A 15259-nucleotide genomic window follows, 5' to 3' on the forward strand; every position below is an offset into this window, starting at 1 on the left:
TTGGTCATGTCAGGCGGCGCCGCCTTCGCCGCGCGGCGCCTTTCGTCGGGCCTGCTGCTCGATGAATGCCGACACCGCCTGCTTGTGCTCGTTTCCGCACAGCAAGATGGCCTGCATGTTCGCCGCCAATTCGAGCGCGGCGGGCAACGTACAGTGCGACGACTCGCGCACCAGCTTCTTCGACATACGCAGCGCGAGCGGCGGACTGCCGGCAATGCGCCGCGCAAGCGCGAGCGCTTCGCTATCCAGCATGTCGTCGGGATAGACGTTCGTGACGATACCGAGCCGCCTGGCCTCGTCGGCATCGATGAATTCGCTGGTCAGCGTCAGTTCGAGCGCCTTCGCAGGTCCCACGATGCGTGACAGATACCACGCGCCGCCGATACCGGAAACCAAGCCCAGTCGAAGGAAGCTCTCGGCGAAGACCGCGCGCGCCCCGGCGACCCGGATATCGCACATCAGCGCCAGGTCGCAGCCTGCGCCGACCGCCGCGCCGTTCACCGCGCAGATCGACGGCACCTCCATTTCGCCGAGCGCGCGCGTGATCCGGTGCAGACTCGTACGCAGGCGTTCACGCACTTGCTCGACGCCGCCGTCCATTAGATCCTTGCCGCTGTGCATGTCCTTGACGTTTCCGCCCGTGCAGAAATGCTTCGACGACGATCGCAGCAGCAGGCAGTGCACATCGGCCCTGCGATCGACGGTTTCGAGCACGTCCGATAACGCTTCGGTCATTGCCACCGTGAGGGCGTTGCCATTCGCGGCGCCATCGAGCGTGACGTTCATCACGCCTTCGTCGACTGTGTAGCGCACGAGCGGCGCATCGCCGCGTTCCATGTCCTGCATGGTCTGTCTCCTAAGCTAAATGCGTTCTTGTCCGACGCCGCGCGCCTACGTCGTACCGGCATGCGCCGCGCTCGCGCGTATCACGCCGGCGTTCAGCAACGCGGCGATTTCCTCTTCCTCGATGCCGTAAAACCCCAGCATGTCGAGCGTATGCTGACCCGTCGTCGGAGCGGGCGTCTCGTCGGGCGGGGCTGAATCGGATGGCCCGAGCGCGAAGCCGTGGCTCTGCATACGGCCCGCGACCGGATGCTCGACCGTGCGGGCAATGCAGCTCTCGCGATACTCCGTCGTCTCGATGACCTCGCGATACGTGGTGACGGGCGCGCAGAGAATATCTCTAGCCGAGAGCAGGTCGATCCACTCGCCCGTGCTCCGCCGGGCGAAATGCGCGTCCAGAATCGTGTGAAGTTCGGCACGGTGACGCACGCGGGCGTCGTTGGTGGCGAAACGCGTATCCGCTTCGAGGCCGGGCGCATCGAGCAACTCGCACAACGCACTCCAGCGGCCGGGATGGTAGGCCACGACCATCATCCATCCGTCGCGGGTGCGGAAGGCTTCGTTTGGGCACGCATACGGCGCCGCGCTGCCGACTTTCTCCGGGTCCGCTCCTGACGCAAAGAACGCCGCGAAGCTGATCTGCTGCAGCATCAGCGTTGCGTTGTAGAGGCTCACGTCCAGGTGTTGCCCCGTTCCGTTCAAGCGCGCCGTGTGCAACGCGCCCAGCACGGCGATCGTGGCGAGATAGCCGCCCATCATGTCGGCTACCGGCACCGGCACTTTCAGCGGATCGCCGTGCGCCGTCCCGAGCGTGCTCATGAGTCCGCTCACGGCCTGTATCACGCCATCGACGCCGGGCCGCTTCGTGTTCTCGCCGCGTTGACCGAATGCCGAGATCGAGCAATAGACGAGTTTCGGATTGGCGGCGCGCAGCGCCTCGTAGTCGAGGCCCAGCGACGCCATGACGCCCGGCCGAAAATTCTCGACGAGCACGTCCGCGCGGCGCGCCATGGTCGCGACGGTCCGCCGCCCGGCGTCGGTCTTGAGATCGATGGCAAGGCTGAACTTGCCGCGATTGACGCTCATGAACGTCGGGCTCACGCCGTTCTGCCATGGCGGCCCTATCTGCCTGCCGATTTCGCCGCCAGGCGGCTCGATCTTGACGACGTGCGCGCCGAGGTCGGCGAGCGTCATCGAACAGACCGGTCCCGCCAGCACATGCGAAAAGTCGAGGACGCGCACCCCTTTCAAGCTATCTCGAATCATTGTCGTGGTCCTGTCTCCGGGTCCGACGTTGCGTCGAACCATGGCGCAGATTAGAGCCGCGCCATCACCGGAACAATCGACTTTTTCGAAACGAGGCTTTGAGTTTTTGTTAAGAGGTGCCGCTAGTCTGTACGAGCGAGATCAACCAGTCGCGAAAAGTGGTCAAGGCTGCGGAAGGACGGCGGGTGGCGGCCCACGCGAAGTAATAGGTATACGCGCCACGGTCGAGCTCGAAGCGAAACGGCGCGACCAACTGGCCGCTGTCGAGTTCGGCCCGGACCAGCGCTTTTTGCGCGATTGCCACGCCATGACCTTCGATTGCGGCCTGATACGCCAGCAGTGAGGTTTCATAGCGCATTTCGCGACGGCGCCCATCGAGCGGGAAGCCCGCCGCCTTCATCCACAGCGCCCAGTCGTCGGCGCGCGCGAGCGAATGCAGGAGCGTCTCGCCCTGCAACCTGCCGCGCGCACGGGTCTTGCGCGATGGCGCGGCGACGGGTACGAGTTCATTCGGAATGAGCCTTTGGGCGGAAAGACCGGGCCACTTGCCGTCGCCGAGCTGGATGCCGCCGTCTATATCCTCACGCTCGAAATTGAGCGGTGCCGACGACGTGGTGAGTTGGACATCGACGTCCTCATGCTGGCGATGAAAACTGGCAAGCCGCGGTATGAGCCAGCGCACCGCGAACGTCGCGGGGCATCGAATCTTGAGCACCTGCGAGCGCCGCCCTGCCCCGCGGATACTGTCGGTTGCCTGGCGCAGTCCCTCGAAGAACGGCATGAGTTCGGCGAGATAGCGCGCGCCCGCCGAAGTCAGTTCGAGCCTGCCCCTGACGCGCTCGAACATTTCCACGCCAAGAAAGCCTTCCAGCGCTTTTACTTGCCGGCTGACGGCCGCCGGTGTCACGGCGAGTTCGTTCGCCGCTTTCGATACGCTCAGAAGACGTCCGGTAGCTTCGAAAGCGCGTATCGAATTCAGAGAAGGCAGCAGCGCGGGACGGTCCATGAACTTCTGCGTGATTTACGGAGGTTCTAATACTGACGCAAAAGCGCGGCTAATGCACTCCGTCTGCGGCGGAGTGGCTAATGCAACCTCGTTTTAACTTCTTGATGATGCAATCGGGATATTCGTCGCGCCGGATGAACACGGTATGAATAACTCGTCTTCTTCTTTGGATTAAACGCCTCAAGCAGCGGCGATCTATAGCTAGCTTTTATTTGGTGATAACCGTCTCGCGGCATACGCGTTCCATGCCGACTCTTAGAAAGCGAGTCGCCACGCTTCTTATGTTCGGGAGATTGGCAGCCGGTTGGGTACGTCGTTTGCGCCATGGCTCCTGCAAGACGACACTAAACACTTTCCTGGAGTTAAAGATGGCAACGACGGACTCGAATCGCGCTGGCGAAAAGAACCTGACCACCCCGACCGACCTTGGCAACGACGCCCGCACGGAGGTGTCCGCAGGATTGACCCAACTTCTCGCGGACGTCTTCTCCTTGTTCGTCAAAACGAAGAACTTCCATTGGCATGTAAGCGGCCCGCACTTTCGCGATTACCACCTTTTGCTCGACGATCAAGCCGCCTTGGTCTTCGCAATGATCGATCCGGTCGGAGAACGCGCTCGTAAGCTGGGCGGAACGACCTTGCGCTCGATTGGGCAAATCGCCTCGCTCAAACGACTAGGTGACAACGATGAGGCGTTCGTCGCGCCCGAAGCGATGCTGGATGAATTGCGCCAAGATAACGAACTGCTGATCAAATTCATGCGTGAACTCCACGAACTTTGCGACGACAAGGATGACGTGGCAACGGCGAGCCTGCTCGAGAACTGGATCGATCAGACCGAAGAACGGGTGTGGTTTCTCTTCGAAACGACTCGTCATACGCGCTGAGTTCTCCGGTAAAAGCACGGTCGCACGGTGCGACAGGGCATGGACGCGACCGTTAGCCTGTTTCCGCCTGGCTTCGTTCACTTATCTGGATGGGTTGCAAGCTCGCTCATGTGAGCCAGCATATCGGCGGGGTCGACAAATACGTGCAAGGCCCCTGCCCGCTGCAGCTCGGCCTCGCCCACACCGCCCGACTGCAGCCCTATTCCGTAGGCATGGCAACGGCGCGCGCCAAGCAAGTCCCAAGTGCTGTCTCCGACGACATAGCTGTATTCGATTGCAACACCTAGCTGCTTGGCTGCGGCCATGAACACATCCGGCTCCGGCTTGCCATGCTCGACTTCGCTGCTGGTTGCAACTACGGCCGTTTTGGCATCGATGCCCAGCTTTTCGAGGTTTGCCGCAGTTGCTTCCGGGCTTCCGCTGGTTGCGATGGCCCACGGTATATCGGCCTTGGTCAAGGCAGCAAGCAACGCCTGCGCGCCCGGCAGAGGCAATATCTGCGGCGACAGTTCCTTCAACAGTTCGCCCTGCCGACGCTTTACGCGATCAATGCAGTCCGCCGACGTTTCGCCAGCGATCTCCCGAAAAATCTGCGCTGCGAACAGTTCGCTACTCATCCCGATTTTTCGATGGATTCTCGATCCAGGCAGCGCAAGGCCCTCGCTCGCAAGCGCTTCGGTCCAGGCGGAGACGTGTTGGTAGACGCTGTCGACGAGCGTTCCATCGAGATCGAAGATAAAGGCCGTTTTCATCGTGTATTCCTGAAGCATGCCGGTTGACTGAAAAGCTACTTGGAGATGCGAACGCGTGACGGGCTGCGCCTCTCCTTCCTTCCTGTCGAGATCCGACATGACCCGCGCACGCGGGCGGGCGCTTGCAGTTTGCCGATGTTGACTAGCGTCGGAGTGTGAGTTAAGCCGTTTTCCCGGATGCTAGATGTTCGGCATCCTTAGGTCCAACCCCAAAGGCTCACGCTTGCCAGGGGTCTTCCCTAACGCTGCGCACGATGGATGCCTGAGCATGCGTCACAACTGCCATCCACTCCGATTTGCTCGGCGCGCTGCTAAAAATGCGGCATTCATTCGCCTTGAGGTTGCGCATGACGGTCGCTTTCACTGACAATCACCAAGCCACTCGTCGAGCCGCGGCCGGGCCGTCGATCGAAAAGTTATTCAGGAGATCGAGGTTTGACCCCAGAATACACACTGCCGCGATAGCGTCCGGCATACCGCCTTCAAAAAGACTGTTCGAGCAGACTGATCTCGTCGAGGAATGACATGGCCCCGAATTCGCAGCGAACGCCGGCGTCGGTATCGTCGAAGCTGGTTGCACAACGTCTGCGCAAGCAACAGGAGCTGTCAGTTGCGTTTGGCGCCACGGCTTTCGGGTTGCTTCACTTCCCTAAGGTGCTCGACGAGGCATGCCGGGTCCTGTCCGAGGGAATGAATGCGCAGCATACAAAAGTGCTGCGCTACGTCGCCTCAAATCACACGCTCATCATGACGGCGGGTATTGGATGGGACGACGAGGATTGGCTCATTCCAGTGGAAGCAGAAGCGAGTAATCCTGCTGGCGCGGCGTTCCTCACGCGCCGCATCGTCGTAAGCGGCGACATCGACGTGGACAAGCGATTTAACGTTCCTCCAATCATGGCCCGGCATGGACTCAAAAGCGCGATCAATGTCCCGATTCAAGGTATGGGAGAGCCGTTCGGCATTCTCGAGGTGGATAGCACGCATAGCCATGCTTTTGCCGACGTCGACGCGGTGTTCATTTCGGCTATCGCCAACATCATTTCCTTCTGCCGGGAACAGAGCCTGGCCGAGGACGGACTCGGCGCGGCACAACGCTTTTCGCCTCAACTCGTGGGTGCGAGTTCCGACTGCGTGTTGCTGGTGACGACGGACGGAAAAATCGAATTTGCCAACGAAGCCTGCCAATCCGCATTTGCATTCGAGGATGGCTACAACCTCGTCGGGGCTGCTCACACCGCGTTATGGCACGACGATGACCAAGCACGCATTGCACAGGCCGTTCGCGCAGCCATTGCAGGGAAGTCCACGCGCGTCGATGGGCGCAGCGCGTCTGCCATCATCGGCGACGAGCAGTCGTGGGATGTATCCATTTCCCCCGTGCTCGATGAGCACGGCGCCATTACCGGCGCGTTGATGGTGCTGCGGAACATCACGGAATGGCGCTCGCATGAAGACGCGCTCGTCAAGATGGTCTCATCGCAGGAAGCCAGGCTGGAAGACTCGGCTCTGGCAATCAAGGAAGTGCATCATCGCGTCCGCAATAGTCTCCAGTTGGTGCAGACTCTTCTCTCGCTGCAGGCAAGTTTGGCAGCAGACGCAACCGTCAAGCATCAGCTCCAGGCAGCGGCCACGCGAGTGGATTGCATTGGATCGGTACATGAGCGTTTGTACTCGACTAATAACGCCTTGAAAACCGATGCGCAGGATTACCTAAGCGGCGTGGTCGATCACATAGCCGAATTAGACCCAGGCAGATCGATCTCGGTCGATGCGAGAGGCGTCTCGTTGAGCGAGACGCAGATGACCACATTGGGACTCGTCGTGGCTGAAATGACGATGAACGCGTTGAAGTACGGTCGTGGGCATATTCATGTGGGTCTGACGGACGAGACGAGTAATCTGACGTTAGTAGTCGAGGATGAAGGCAACGGCTTTCCGGAGAATTTTCCTACGCCTAGCGGGACCGGTCTCGGAATGCGCTTGATTCAGCGGTTCAGTGGCGCGTCTGGAGGCAGCGTCCGGGTCGACAGGTCGGTTTCGTTTAGTCGACTGGTTGTAACGTTCACCAAGAGGTGATGGGCGACAGGCCAGCGACAGATCGAGAGCGCAACGCCGCTCGTAACGCGATGGTGCGAATTTCCTCATCGGCGTCGATTGTTATAGCGAACGCGGTATGCCAAACCAGCGCGGCGCCGGCGACGCTCGCAGGCAGCGCCGTGGTCCCTGACCTACTAGCTTGCATGCCATGACAACGCAATTGTCCGAGCTTTCCTGACGTGCATTGTTTGGTCGCGCACAGAGTCCTGAACCCGCACGCGTAATATTCCGTAAGCATCTATTTAGCGCGGAGCCGATTGGACGAATGCCGTATTGCAGATTCGGTCCACTACGCGCGTCGAGATTCAATAAAACAAAGCGAGCATGCCCGCAGTCCACCGACTGTGAGTGTACGTGCGCGTATAAAGATTTCACCGGGGGTGTCGCTGTTTCATGACACGTCACTAAACTAAAAGAACTCATTCTGACCAAATGCAATCGTCAATTCTTGCCAAGCCTCCCAACGCGGACGAGACAAGACTTTCTGCGCCAGATAAGTCCATTAACGAATCGACACTCCGTGGATTGGCAGGTAAAGATCGACAAAGCTCCAAGCCGTCCGCTTTGCCAGAAAGAAAAGCGAAATCAGAAAGCGCCGCCCTCGCTCCTCGATCAGTCTTTCATGAACCGTGGTGGCTCGATATTGCAACCGATGGCAATTGGCGGTCAGCCAAAGTTCGGCGCGGCGACGAAATTGTCGGCGAGATGCCGTACTCGCTAAGCCGCAAAGGACTCTGGCGCACCTCGCAAATGCCACCGCTCACACGGACGCTCGGACCGGCTTTCAAGATCGACGAAGCCGATAAGACGCGCGCGATGCTGGATCGCATCAGCATCACGGAAGAACTGATCGGGCAGATTCCCGACGTCCACAGCTTCTATCAGATCTTCGACCCGCGCGTGGAAGATGCCCTTGCGTTCGGCCTGAATGGCTTTACCGTGTCGACGCGATACACGCTGCAGTTCTCCGCCGATCGCTCCATCGAGGAACTCTGGAAAGGTCTGCATTACAAGACTCGCAATATGATTCGTACCGGTCAGAAGTTCGTGACCGTGAAGCCACTCGAACCTGCGCAATTCAACCGGTTCTACGAAAGCAACCTCGAAGCACGCAGTCGTTCGAATGTCTATGGATCGAGCGTGATGCAACGGCTCGTCGATGCTTTCGTCGAGCGCGGCGCAGGATATCTGCTTGGCGCCTTCGACGCGACCGGCGCGCTCGTCGCCGCGATAGGCGTCACCTTCGACAATCATGCCGCGTATTACATGCTGTCTTCGCGCACGCGGGATGCTCATGGCGGTGCGATCAGCGTGCTCGTCTGGCAGGCTATCGAAGACGCCATGAAACGACAGTTGACCTTCGACTTCGACGGCATTCCCAACGCAAGCACGTTCCGCTTTCTTAGCGGGTTCAAGCCCGTGCTCAAGCCGCGCATCGTGATTGAGCGGCATAGTCCCGTCTGGTCGATGGCCAAGGCAGGCCGCCGTCTGATTCGCCCGAGAAAATCGGACTGGTTCGTCTCGACGGTTTGATTGAACGCCAGGGGTGCGCTCGAGCATTTCATAGAGAACGGGGTCTGTGTCTTCCGCAAGGAAGCACATGGCAGCGGTAAATCCAAAATAACAAATCGGCCAACGTTATGCAGCGACTGAACGGCAATGCAACACGCCAGCAGACTGGCATCAGCATCATCAGCGATCCGGAAAACTTTCTTGCACTCCGCGACGAATGGAACTCGCTATGGTCCCGTATAGGCGGACATCATTACCAGTCATTCGACGTTTGCTGGCTCTGCTGGACGCGAGTAGCCAAGCCGCGTGGCGGTAGCTTGCATTGCATCGTATATCGGGAGCGCGGAGAACTCGTGCTCGTCTGGCCTCTGGTGCGCCGCCGACGCTCGCTCTGGACGATCCTCGAGCCGCTGGCATCGGGAACGGCCGACCATACGAGCATCCTCGCATCGACCGGATCGGAAGCGGCTATCGAAGCTGCGTGGCAGGCCGCCAGCAAGGGAAGCCGCATCGATCTGTTCTCGATTCCCTACGTGAGCAAAGGCACGCGGCTCGACCGTCTTGCGTCGGGGCACGGCGGTCTCGTCGTAGCCAGACAGGACATCTCGGCTCTGGCGCTCCTGCGCCAGGAACCCGACTGGACGGCGTATTGCAAAACGCTCTCCACGCTATCGAAGAAAAAGCCCGGCGCGCTGGAGCGCCGCTTCATGAAAGAGGGTGCGCTTGAAATCAAGGTGCTCGACGCTCGGGATGTGAGCGAGCATCGCAAATGGGTCGATTGGATGCTCGCGCAAAAGCGGCAATGGGCCGAACGAAACGGCAAGGATGGCCCGTGGCTGCAATCGGAGGGATACCGCGACTATCTGGTCGATCTGCTCGATGGAAGCCGTGGGAAGTCGTCGGCATTGATGTTCGTGATGACCCTCGACAATGCACCGGTGTGCGCCAACATGGTCGGACTGGCGCTGACTTGCGCAAGTGGTCTGATCGCGGGCTTCGATCCGAGCTTCGCCAAGTTCTCGCCCGGCGCCATCATGATGGAGCGCTGCGTCAAGTGGGCATGGGAGAACCAGATGGATCTCGATTTCGGCGTCGGATCGGAACCCTTCAAGGCTTACTGGAGTCGCGGCAACGTTCTTCACAACACGAGTTTCGAACTCGCGCTCTCCCCGTGGGGACGAGTCGCTTTCCTTGCGAAAGATTGCTTGAAGAAGCTGGCCGAGTGGAAGGCGTCGCGAGCGAATGGCAGCGAGGCGCAAGGATCGGTTCAGCCAGCCGATGCCGACATGGCAAAGTTTCCGTCCTCGCTGCCGGGGAAAAGCGTTGCAGGTCTCACGCGCTCGGGAATGAGTGCGCAATGAGCTAGCGCGATGGCGCTACTCGCTCAGCGGCTGCGAGCGCGCAGCGCTCGTCAGTGCTCGCAAAATTCTCTCAGCGCCGCGACGAGCAATTCGGGTTGTTCCTCGGCGAGAAAATGTCCGCACTTGGGCAGCGAACCGCCGCGCACATTGTCGGCGATGGCGCTCATTCGGCTGACCATGTGCGGGCCCCAACGCTTCTCGCCGCCCAACGCGAGAACCGGGACGCTTGCCGGCAACCGCGCCGCCGCGCGGTTATCTATGACATCCTGAGGGAATTGCCGATACATCTCCATCGCCGCCCGGAACGCGCCGGGTTGCATATAGGCACGCACATATTCGTCCATGTCGCGTGCCGATATGGCAGCGGGGTTATCGGTTCGATCGTTGATGAATGCGCTGATATAAATACGCTCACGGCCACCGCAAATCAGGGCTTCCGGAAGGAATGGCTTCTGATGAAACGAGAAGTGAAAGAGCAAGGGACTCGATGCGATCTCATCCCAATCGCCGATGCCCGGAATGGACGCGTCGAGCACGGTGAGCGAACGCACGGGAAACTGCCATGCGAAGGCGTAAGCGACCATCGCGCCGATATCGTGACCGACGACATGGGGCGGCTCGTCGCCGAATTTCCTCACCAGACCGAAGAGGTCTGCCGCGAGTTGCTTTTTCGTGTAGCCCGCTTCCGTCTTGTCCGAGAAGCCCACGCCTCGAAGATCAGGGACGATCAAAGTAAAGTCTTCGCCGAGCGGCAGGAGCACGCGGCTCCATTCCCACCAGTTCTGCGGGAAGCCATGGATCAGAAGCATGATTGGCGCTGTACCAACGGGCCTTCCGCCGGTCACGTAGTGCAGTTTCACGTCTCCGACAATGTCTGCGTCATGCCGGAACCCGTCTGGGAGAACGTCTGGGGAGAATTGTCCTTCTGAAAACATCTGCATACTCCGGATCGAGTGATTGCATCAATTGAGAAGCGAACGCTTGAGGCTTAGCTGATCGCCGCGCCGATGATTTCCGCAAGCTGCGCGGGTTGCGAGAAGAATGGTGAGTGGCTCGTCTCGATGGTCACGACCTCGGCGCCCGGCACGTCGGCTTGCATCAGCCGTTGTTGCGCGATTGGAAGAGCGAGGTCCTTCGTGCATTCGATGAAGACTCGCGGAATCGATCCATAACGCTCCTTCGTCGTGTCGATCCGCGCAGCGTAAGGCGCCGTGGCATTGATGCGGGCAACGTTGGCCGCGGCCACGGCCACGTCCCGATCGCTGCAATCACCATAGAACGACGACCGCACTTTGCGGACGTCATCGACGTTCAACGCTACGCCCTTGCCATCCGGCGTTGCATTCACAATCTCGAAGAGCGCTTTTACCGAAGGATCGTTCGTATAGCCTTCAGATAAAAGGTAATCGTTGGCCGATTTACCCGGCGGCGTCATGAACGCGGCAAGGTAGATGAGCTTGCTGATCTTCTCCGGATATTCCTCGGCAAGGTAAGTGAGCGACACGCCCCCCATGCTATGTCCTAGCAACACGAAAGGCTCGTGCGCGCTTTCGAGCAACGCGGCAACGGACGCCGTGTAGTCGGCCATGTCTTCGACTTGATCGTAGGTTGCGGGATCGAATCCGTGCGATTTCAAGTCCGGGTGGATGACGGAGTGTCCGCGCGCTGCAAGCAACGTGGCCACCTTCTGAAAACAACCGCCCCAATGCCATGCGCCGTGTATCAACACGATGGTTTGCTTCATCTGCGCGCTCCTTGAAATGGGTTTAATCGCGAGAGATGTCGATGCACGCTGGTCTACAAGCGATTCATATGCATCCCGGCGTCGAGCTCGAAGGCACTTCCCGTCGAGAAGGCGAACGTTCCGATGGCGAGCGTCGCGACCGCGCGTCCGATGTCGTCGGGCGTGCCCCATCGGCGAATCGGCGTAAGTCCATCACGTATGCGTTCGTCGAAACTGGCCGCCGAAACCGACGTCATGTCGGTGCGAATGATGCCGGGACGAATCTCGTGAACCGCGATGCCATGCTCGGCAAGACGCGTGGCGAAGAGCTTGACCATCATCGAGACGCCCGCTTTGGAGATGCAATATTCGCCACGGTTGATGCTGACGGTTTCCGCGCTCGTCGATGAAATGCACACGATGGATCGATACAAACTCGAATCAGGCTCATTCAGCATTCGACGCGCAATCCGCTGCGTCAGAAAGAAGGGACCGCGCAGGTTGATGTCGAGATTGCGATCGTAGCTTTCGACCGAGACATCGAGCAGGTCACCGCGCGAAAGCACGGACACGCCAGCATTATTGACGAGCGTGTCGATGCGTCCGAACGCGGACCACGCGCGCTCAGCGAGGTCGTCCTGCTCGTTCAGCTCGGCGATATCGCCGAGCGCCATCGCCCATTTGCGGCCTCTTGCTTCGACTCCCGCGATGGTTTCCCGCATGGCGTCGTCATCGCACAGATCGTTGATGACGATGTCGAATCCGGCATCCGCGAGATGCCAGACAATGCCTCGGCCAATGCCTCTTCGACCGCCTGTGACCATCGCGACTGGCGCGTTACGCTTCATGCAATCTCCCTGGCTGGTTCATGTTGTTCGTCGACCATCGGTTTCGAATGCTAATCTCGTCCGGTGCTTCGAACCTATCGATCGGATAAAGACAATGTCAGACATCGACGTCAAGCTGCTCACCGTCTTCGCGGAGACCTACAAGACGGGCAGCGTCTCGCAGACGGCAGTCAACCTCGGTCTCTCGCAACCGACCATCTCGTTCAATCTTTCAAAGCTGCGCGAGCACTATCGCGATCCACTCTTCGTGCGTTTCCCTCATGGGATGGAACCCACGCCATTTGCCACCGACCTCTACGGACGAGTGCTCGACCTGCTTGCGTCGTTCGAGGTCGTCTCGAAGTACCAGACCCAATTCGACCCCGCACTGGCCAATCGCGACTTTCATGTGGCATTGACCGACGTTGCACAGAACGTGTTGCTGCCTCGCTGGCTCAACCGGCTACGTTCGATTGCGCCCGAGGTCAAACTGACGATAAGTCATATCGCCGACGAAACGGCTGGCTTGATGCAGACTGGCGAAGTCGAACTTGCTATCGGCTACATGCCTCAACTCAACGAAGGCTTCTATCAACAGAGGCTGATGGAAGAAACGTATATCGGCATCATCGCCGCGGATCATCCAAGACTCAGCAGCCGGCCGAGTGTCGCCGAGTTCCTGGCGGAAGGACACATCGCGGTTACGCCATCGGGCACGGGTCACTCTATTCTCAACCGTGTCCTGCGCGAGATGCGTCTCACGCGAAGGGTCATGCTCGAAGTACCCAGTTACCTCGGCGTTGCTGAAATTGCGGCTCGCACCGATCTCGTCGCAATGATCCCATCACGACTTGCCGTACTCATGCTCAAGGAAAAATCGATTCGATCGTTCGCATTGCCGTTCGATCTTTCGGCTTATGTGGTGAAACAACATTGGCATTCGCGTAACCATCACGACGCGGGGCATCGATGGCTGCGTTCCGTCGTGGCAGATCTCTTTTTAGAAGACTCGACGTCATCGTAACCTTGAGTCGAGTATCGGCAGATAGTGAAGTGGTGTCCATAAAGCCAGCTTGATAAGCCTTATCCAATCCATCGATAGGCGCGCAACGGACAGTGCGCTATCTTTGAAGAACGAACTGCCGCACGGCATCGGCGAATTCCGCTGGTCTTTCTTCCGGCACGTAATGACCGCAATCGTCGATAAGCCTCTCCGTCACGTTCGATGCCACGCGACGCAACGTGTGGGCCGATGCCGGTCCGTATCCCCATTGCGCGCCGATGGCGAGGCACGGCGTCTGAAGCGGCGAGCGTCCCCAGACCGCGTTGTCCTTTTCATCGAGCGGTAGCGTGCGGTAATAGCTGAAGGAACAGCGCAAAGCGCCGGGTCGCGCCAATGCGCGCGCATAGACTTCAATGTCGTCGCGGCTGATCGAGTCGGCATCGAACACGCCGACCGTCTCCCGATGCACGAAGTGATCGACGAACAGAAACTCGCGGCCGCTCACGAGCGACTCTGAAATATCCACGGCCATGTTGAAGCCAAAATGCCAGCTACCGCCGCGCGAAACGTCCATAGCCTCTTCTTGCCCGAATGCCGGAAGACTGCTCTCGACGAAGACGAAGTGACTGACCGCATCTGGCCACTGAGCGGCATATGCATAGGCCACGTGCCCGCCGAGATCGTGCCCGACGATAGCCACTTGCCTCACGCCGAGCGCTTCGACCAGATCATGCAATCTGCGAGCGATGGTCTTCTTGTCGAAACCGGACTCGGGCTTCGAGGAATCGCCGAAGCCCGGAAGATCCGGCGCGATGACATCGAAGTCACGGCTCAACAGCGGCATAACGCGCCGCCATGCCCATGAGGTTTGCGGCCATCCGTGCAGCAAGAGCAGCGTCGGCCTGCCGTCGGGCGTTCCGCTACGCCGGTAAGCCAGCCGAGCATCATGCAGGCGATGGGAGCGCAGCGACGTGTTGTCATCGGTCATGGTGAGGCTCCTGCGTACCGCTCAGGCACTGCGCGGACGCGCGCAGATCGTCCAGTGGCGTCGAAGAGATGATCTCCAGAACCGGGACACCGGAGAAGTCCACGTCGTTGAGAGCCTTGAGGATCTCGTCGAAGCGCACCGAGCCCAAACCCACGCGGTCGTGGCGCCATTGACTGCGTGTGCCGTCGGACAGGTGCAACTGGCCAAGGCGTGCCGCGCATTGCCTGGCTGCATCGGCCTGATCTTCTCCAACGAACTCGGCGTTGGACACGTCATAGGCGATCAGGAGCCTCTCGTGCGGCAGAGCATCGAAAAAGGCGAGCATCGCGGCGGTCGTGGGAACAGGCGTTTGCGGATGAAGCTCGACGTAAAGCTTCTGATCGAGACGTTCCGCCACGCGCAGAAGCTGCTCCAGGCTATCGCGCAGCAGAAGCTCGGTGTCCTTTTTCGGCGGAGGAAAGAGCGAAGACACCCTGCCCGGCACGACGACGATTGCCCCGCAGCCCAAGTCCGAAGCGAGTTGCATCGTGTCGATGTAGAGATCGACGGAGTATTGCCTGAACGGCTCGACCCGGCTTACCAGGTTCAGATCGAGCGCAGGCAGGTTCAAAGATTCGATCCGAAGGCCTTCGCTTCGCAGCGTACTGGCAAGACTCGATCTATCGGCAGCGGAGAGTTCATCCGGCCAAAGATGACCGGGTACGACCAACGCATCGAAGTCGTTCAGGCCGATCTCCTGCATCTTTCGCATGGCGCCAAGCGCCGTCTCTTCACACATGAATGAGAAGGTGCTGCCTCCAAAGGATCGCGCGAGTTTTTGCATGCCTTCCTCAAGCCGAAGTTGGAATGAACTCAGTTGTGAACGTGTTTCCTTAAAGGAACAAGCAGTCTAGCTTTCTGCTCATGAGATTTGGCGTCATTTCTCCGGAAAAAATCACCTGAAGCGCGAACCAATTGGACAGCAGGCACTTCGGGAAAAACCCTCGTTTGT

Annotated in this window: 14 protein-coding genes; 5 read left to right on the forward strand and 9 right to left on the reverse strand. The window is 59.3% G+C overall.

The window, feature by feature from the left end; translation table 11 throughout:
• Positions 1-9: 9 nt before the first annotated feature.
• From ACYQ47_RS11165 to ACYQ47_RS11175, 3 genes are all read right to left on the reverse strand, one after another.
• Positions 10-846: an enoyl-CoA hydratase-related protein gene (locus ACYQ47_RS11165; protein WP_459905411.1), complete on the reverse strand. Its 837-nt coding sequence runs from the start codon at positions 844-846 to the stop codon at positions 10-12.
• 45 nt (positions 847-891) lie between these two features.
• A complete protein-coding gene (locus ACYQ47_RS11170) occupies positions 892-2109 on the reverse strand; it encodes a CaiB/BaiF CoA transferase family protein (RefSeq protein WP_250468242.1) in 1218 nt (405 codons plus the stop codon).
• A gap of 109 nt (positions 2110-2218) precedes the next feature.
• The gene (locus tag ACYQ47_RS11175; protein WP_250527779.1) at positions 2219-3115 is read right to left on the reverse strand and encodes a LysR substrate-binding domain-containing protein; all 897 of its coding nucleotides are present in this window, start codon (positions 3113-3115) and stop codon (positions 2219-2221) included.
• 368 nt (positions 3116-3483) lie between these two features.
• Between ACYQ47_RS11175 and ACYQ47_RS11180 the strand changes: the two genes are divergently transcribed.
• Complete coding sequence (locus ACYQ47_RS11180; RefSeq protein WP_244830484.1) at positions 3484-4002, forward strand: Dps family protein; 519 nt, start codon at positions 3484-3486, stop codon at positions 4000-4002.
• A gap of 77 nt (positions 4003-4079) precedes the next feature.
• Here the strand turns inward: ACYQ47_RS11180 and ACYQ47_RS11185 are convergent, their stop codons facing one another.
• On the reverse strand, positions 4080-4754 hold the full coding sequence (locus ACYQ47_RS11185; RefSeq protein WP_250494711.1) for an HAD family hydrolase: 675 nt from the start codon (positions 4752-4754) through the stop codon (positions 4080-4082).
• A gap of 525 nt (positions 4755-5279) precedes the next feature.
• On the opposite strand from ACYQ47_RS11185, the gene ACYQ47_RS11190 reads away from it, so the two are divergent.
• The 3 genes from ACYQ47_RS11190 (at position 5280) to ACYQ47_RS11200 (ending at position 9727) form a co-directional block, all read left to right on the forward strand.
• Positions 5280-6833 (forward strand): sensor histidine kinase, encoded by a 1554-nt coding sequence (locus ACYQ47_RS11190; RefSeq protein ID WP_459905412.1) that lies wholly within the window; start codon positions 5280-5282, stop codon positions 6831-6833.
• 771 nt (positions 6834-7604) lie between these two features.
• A complete protein-coding gene (locus ACYQ47_RS11195; RefSeq protein ID WP_459905413.1) occupies positions 7605-8387 on the forward strand; it encodes a GNAT family N-acetyltransferase in 783 nt (260 codons plus the stop codon).
• Between the two features lie 107 nt (positions 8388-8494).
• Positions 8495-9727 carry a GNAT family N-acetyltransferase gene (locus ACYQ47_RS11200; protein ID WP_459905414.1) on the forward strand — a complete coding sequence of 411 codons (1233 nt, stop codon included), beginning with the start codon at positions 8495-8497 and terminating at the stop codon, positions 9725-9727.
• Between the two features lie 50 nt (positions 9728-9777).
• Here the strand turns inward: ACYQ47_RS11200 and ACYQ47_RS11205 are convergent, their stop codons facing one another.
• The 3 genes from ACYQ47_RS11205 to ACYQ47_RS11215 all read right to left on the reverse strand — a co-directional run bounded on the left by ACYQ47_RS11205 (position 9778) and on the right by ACYQ47_RS11215 (position 12298).
• On the reverse strand, positions 9778-10536 hold the full coding sequence (locus ACYQ47_RS11205) for an alpha/beta fold hydrolase (protein ID WP_459905415.1): 759 nt from the start codon (positions 10534-10536) through the stop codon (positions 9778-9780).
• 179 nt (positions 10537-10715) lie between these two features.
• Positions 10716-11471 carry an alpha/beta fold hydrolase gene (locus ACYQ47_RS11210; RefSeq protein ID WP_459905416.1) on the reverse strand — a complete coding sequence of 252 codons (756 nt, stop codon included), beginning with the start codon at positions 11469-11471 and terminating at the stop codon, positions 10716-10718.
• Positions 11472-11524: 53 nt separating this feature from the next.
• The gene (locus ACYQ47_RS11215) at positions 11525-12298 is read right to left on the reverse strand and encodes a 3-ketoacyl-ACP reductase (protein WP_250468234.1); all 774 of its coding nucleotides are present in this window, start codon (positions 12296-12298) and stop codon (positions 11525-11527) included.
• Between the two features lie 94 nt (positions 12299-12392).
• Between ACYQ47_RS11215 and ACYQ47_RS11220 the strand changes: the two genes are divergently transcribed.
• Positions 12393-13301 (forward strand): LysR family transcriptional regulator, encoded by a 909-nt coding sequence (locus ACYQ47_RS11220; protein WP_250468233.1) that lies wholly within the window; start codon positions 12393-12395, stop codon positions 13299-13301.
• Positions 13302-13398: 97 nt separating this feature from the next.
• On the opposite strand, the gene ACYQ47_RS11225 is transcribed toward ACYQ47_RS11220, so the two are convergent.
• On the reverse strand, positions 13399-14268 hold the full coding sequence (locus ACYQ47_RS11225) for an alpha/beta fold hydrolase (protein WP_459905417.1): 870 nt from the start codon (positions 14266-14268) through the stop codon (positions 13399-13401).
• Entirely contained in the window at positions 14258-15091 is an 834-nt protein-coding gene (locus ACYQ47_RS11230; RefSeq protein ID WP_459905418.1) for a sugar phosphate isomerase/epimerase family protein, read from the reverse strand. Before ACYQ47_RS11230 ends, ACYQ47_RS11225 begins: the two co-directional genes overlap by 11 nt.
• Positions 15092-15259 lie beyond the last annotated feature (168 nt).

The organism is Caballeronia sp. HLA56 (genome assembly GCF_054655155.1).

Excerpts from the sequence above, each read along its gene's own strand:
- ACYQ47_RS11165 (WP_459905411.1), bottom strand. The coding sequence starts at position 846 with ATGCAGGACATGGAACGCGGCGATGCGCCGCTCGTGCGCTACACAGTC.
- ACYQ47_RS11170 (WP_250468242.1), bottom strand. The coding sequence starts at position 2,109 with ATGATTCGAGATAGCTTGAAAGGGGTGCGCGTCCTCGACTTTTCGCAT.
- ACYQ47_RS11175 (WP_250527779.1), bottom strand. The coding sequence starts at position 3,115 with ATGGACCGTCCCGCGCTGCTGCCTTCTCTGAATTCGATACGCGCTTTC.
- ACYQ47_RS11180 (WP_244830484.1), top strand. The coding sequence starts at position 3,484 with ATGGCAACGACGGACTCGAATCGCGCTGGCGAAAAGAACCTGACCACC.
- ACYQ47_RS11185 (WP_250494711.1), bottom strand. The coding sequence starts at position 4,754 with ATGAAAACGGCCTTTATCTTCGATCTCGATGGAACGCTCGTCGACAGC.
- ACYQ47_RS11190 (WP_459905412.1), top strand. The coding sequence starts at position 5,280 with ATGGCCCCGAATTCGCAGCGAACGCCGGCGTCGGTATCGTCGAAGCTG.
- ACYQ47_RS11195 (WP_459905413.1), top strand. The coding sequence starts at position 7,605 with ATGCCACCGCTCACACGGACGCTCGGACCGGCTTTCAAGATCGACGAA.
- ACYQ47_RS11200 (WP_459905414.1), top strand. The coding sequence starts at position 8,495 with ATGCAGCGACTGAACGGCAATGCAACACGCCAGCAGACTGGCATCAGC.
- ACYQ47_RS11205 (WP_459905415.1), bottom strand. The coding sequence starts at position 10,536 with ATGCTTCTGATCCATGGCTTCCCGCAGAACTGGTGGGAATGGAGCCGC.
- ACYQ47_RS11210 (WP_459905416.1), bottom strand. The coding sequence starts at position 11,471 with ATGAAGCAAACCATCGTGTTGATACACGGCGCATGGCATTGGGGCGGT.
- ACYQ47_RS11215 (WP_250468234.1), bottom strand. The coding sequence starts at position 12,298 with ATGAAGCGTAACGCGCCAGTCGCGATGGTCACAGGCGGTCGAAGAGGC.
- ACYQ47_RS11220 (WP_250468233.1), top strand. The coding sequence starts at position 12,393 with ATGTCAGACATCGACGTCAAGCTGCTCACCGTCTTCGCGGAGACCTAC.
- ACYQ47_RS11225 (WP_459905417.1), bottom strand. The coding sequence starts at position 14,268 with ATGACCGATGACAACACGTCGCTGCGCTCCCATCGCCTGCATGATGCT.
- ACYQ47_RS11230 (WP_459905418.1), bottom strand. The coding sequence starts at position 15,091 with ATGCAAAAACTCGCGCGATCCTTTGGAGGCAGCACCTTCTCATTCATG.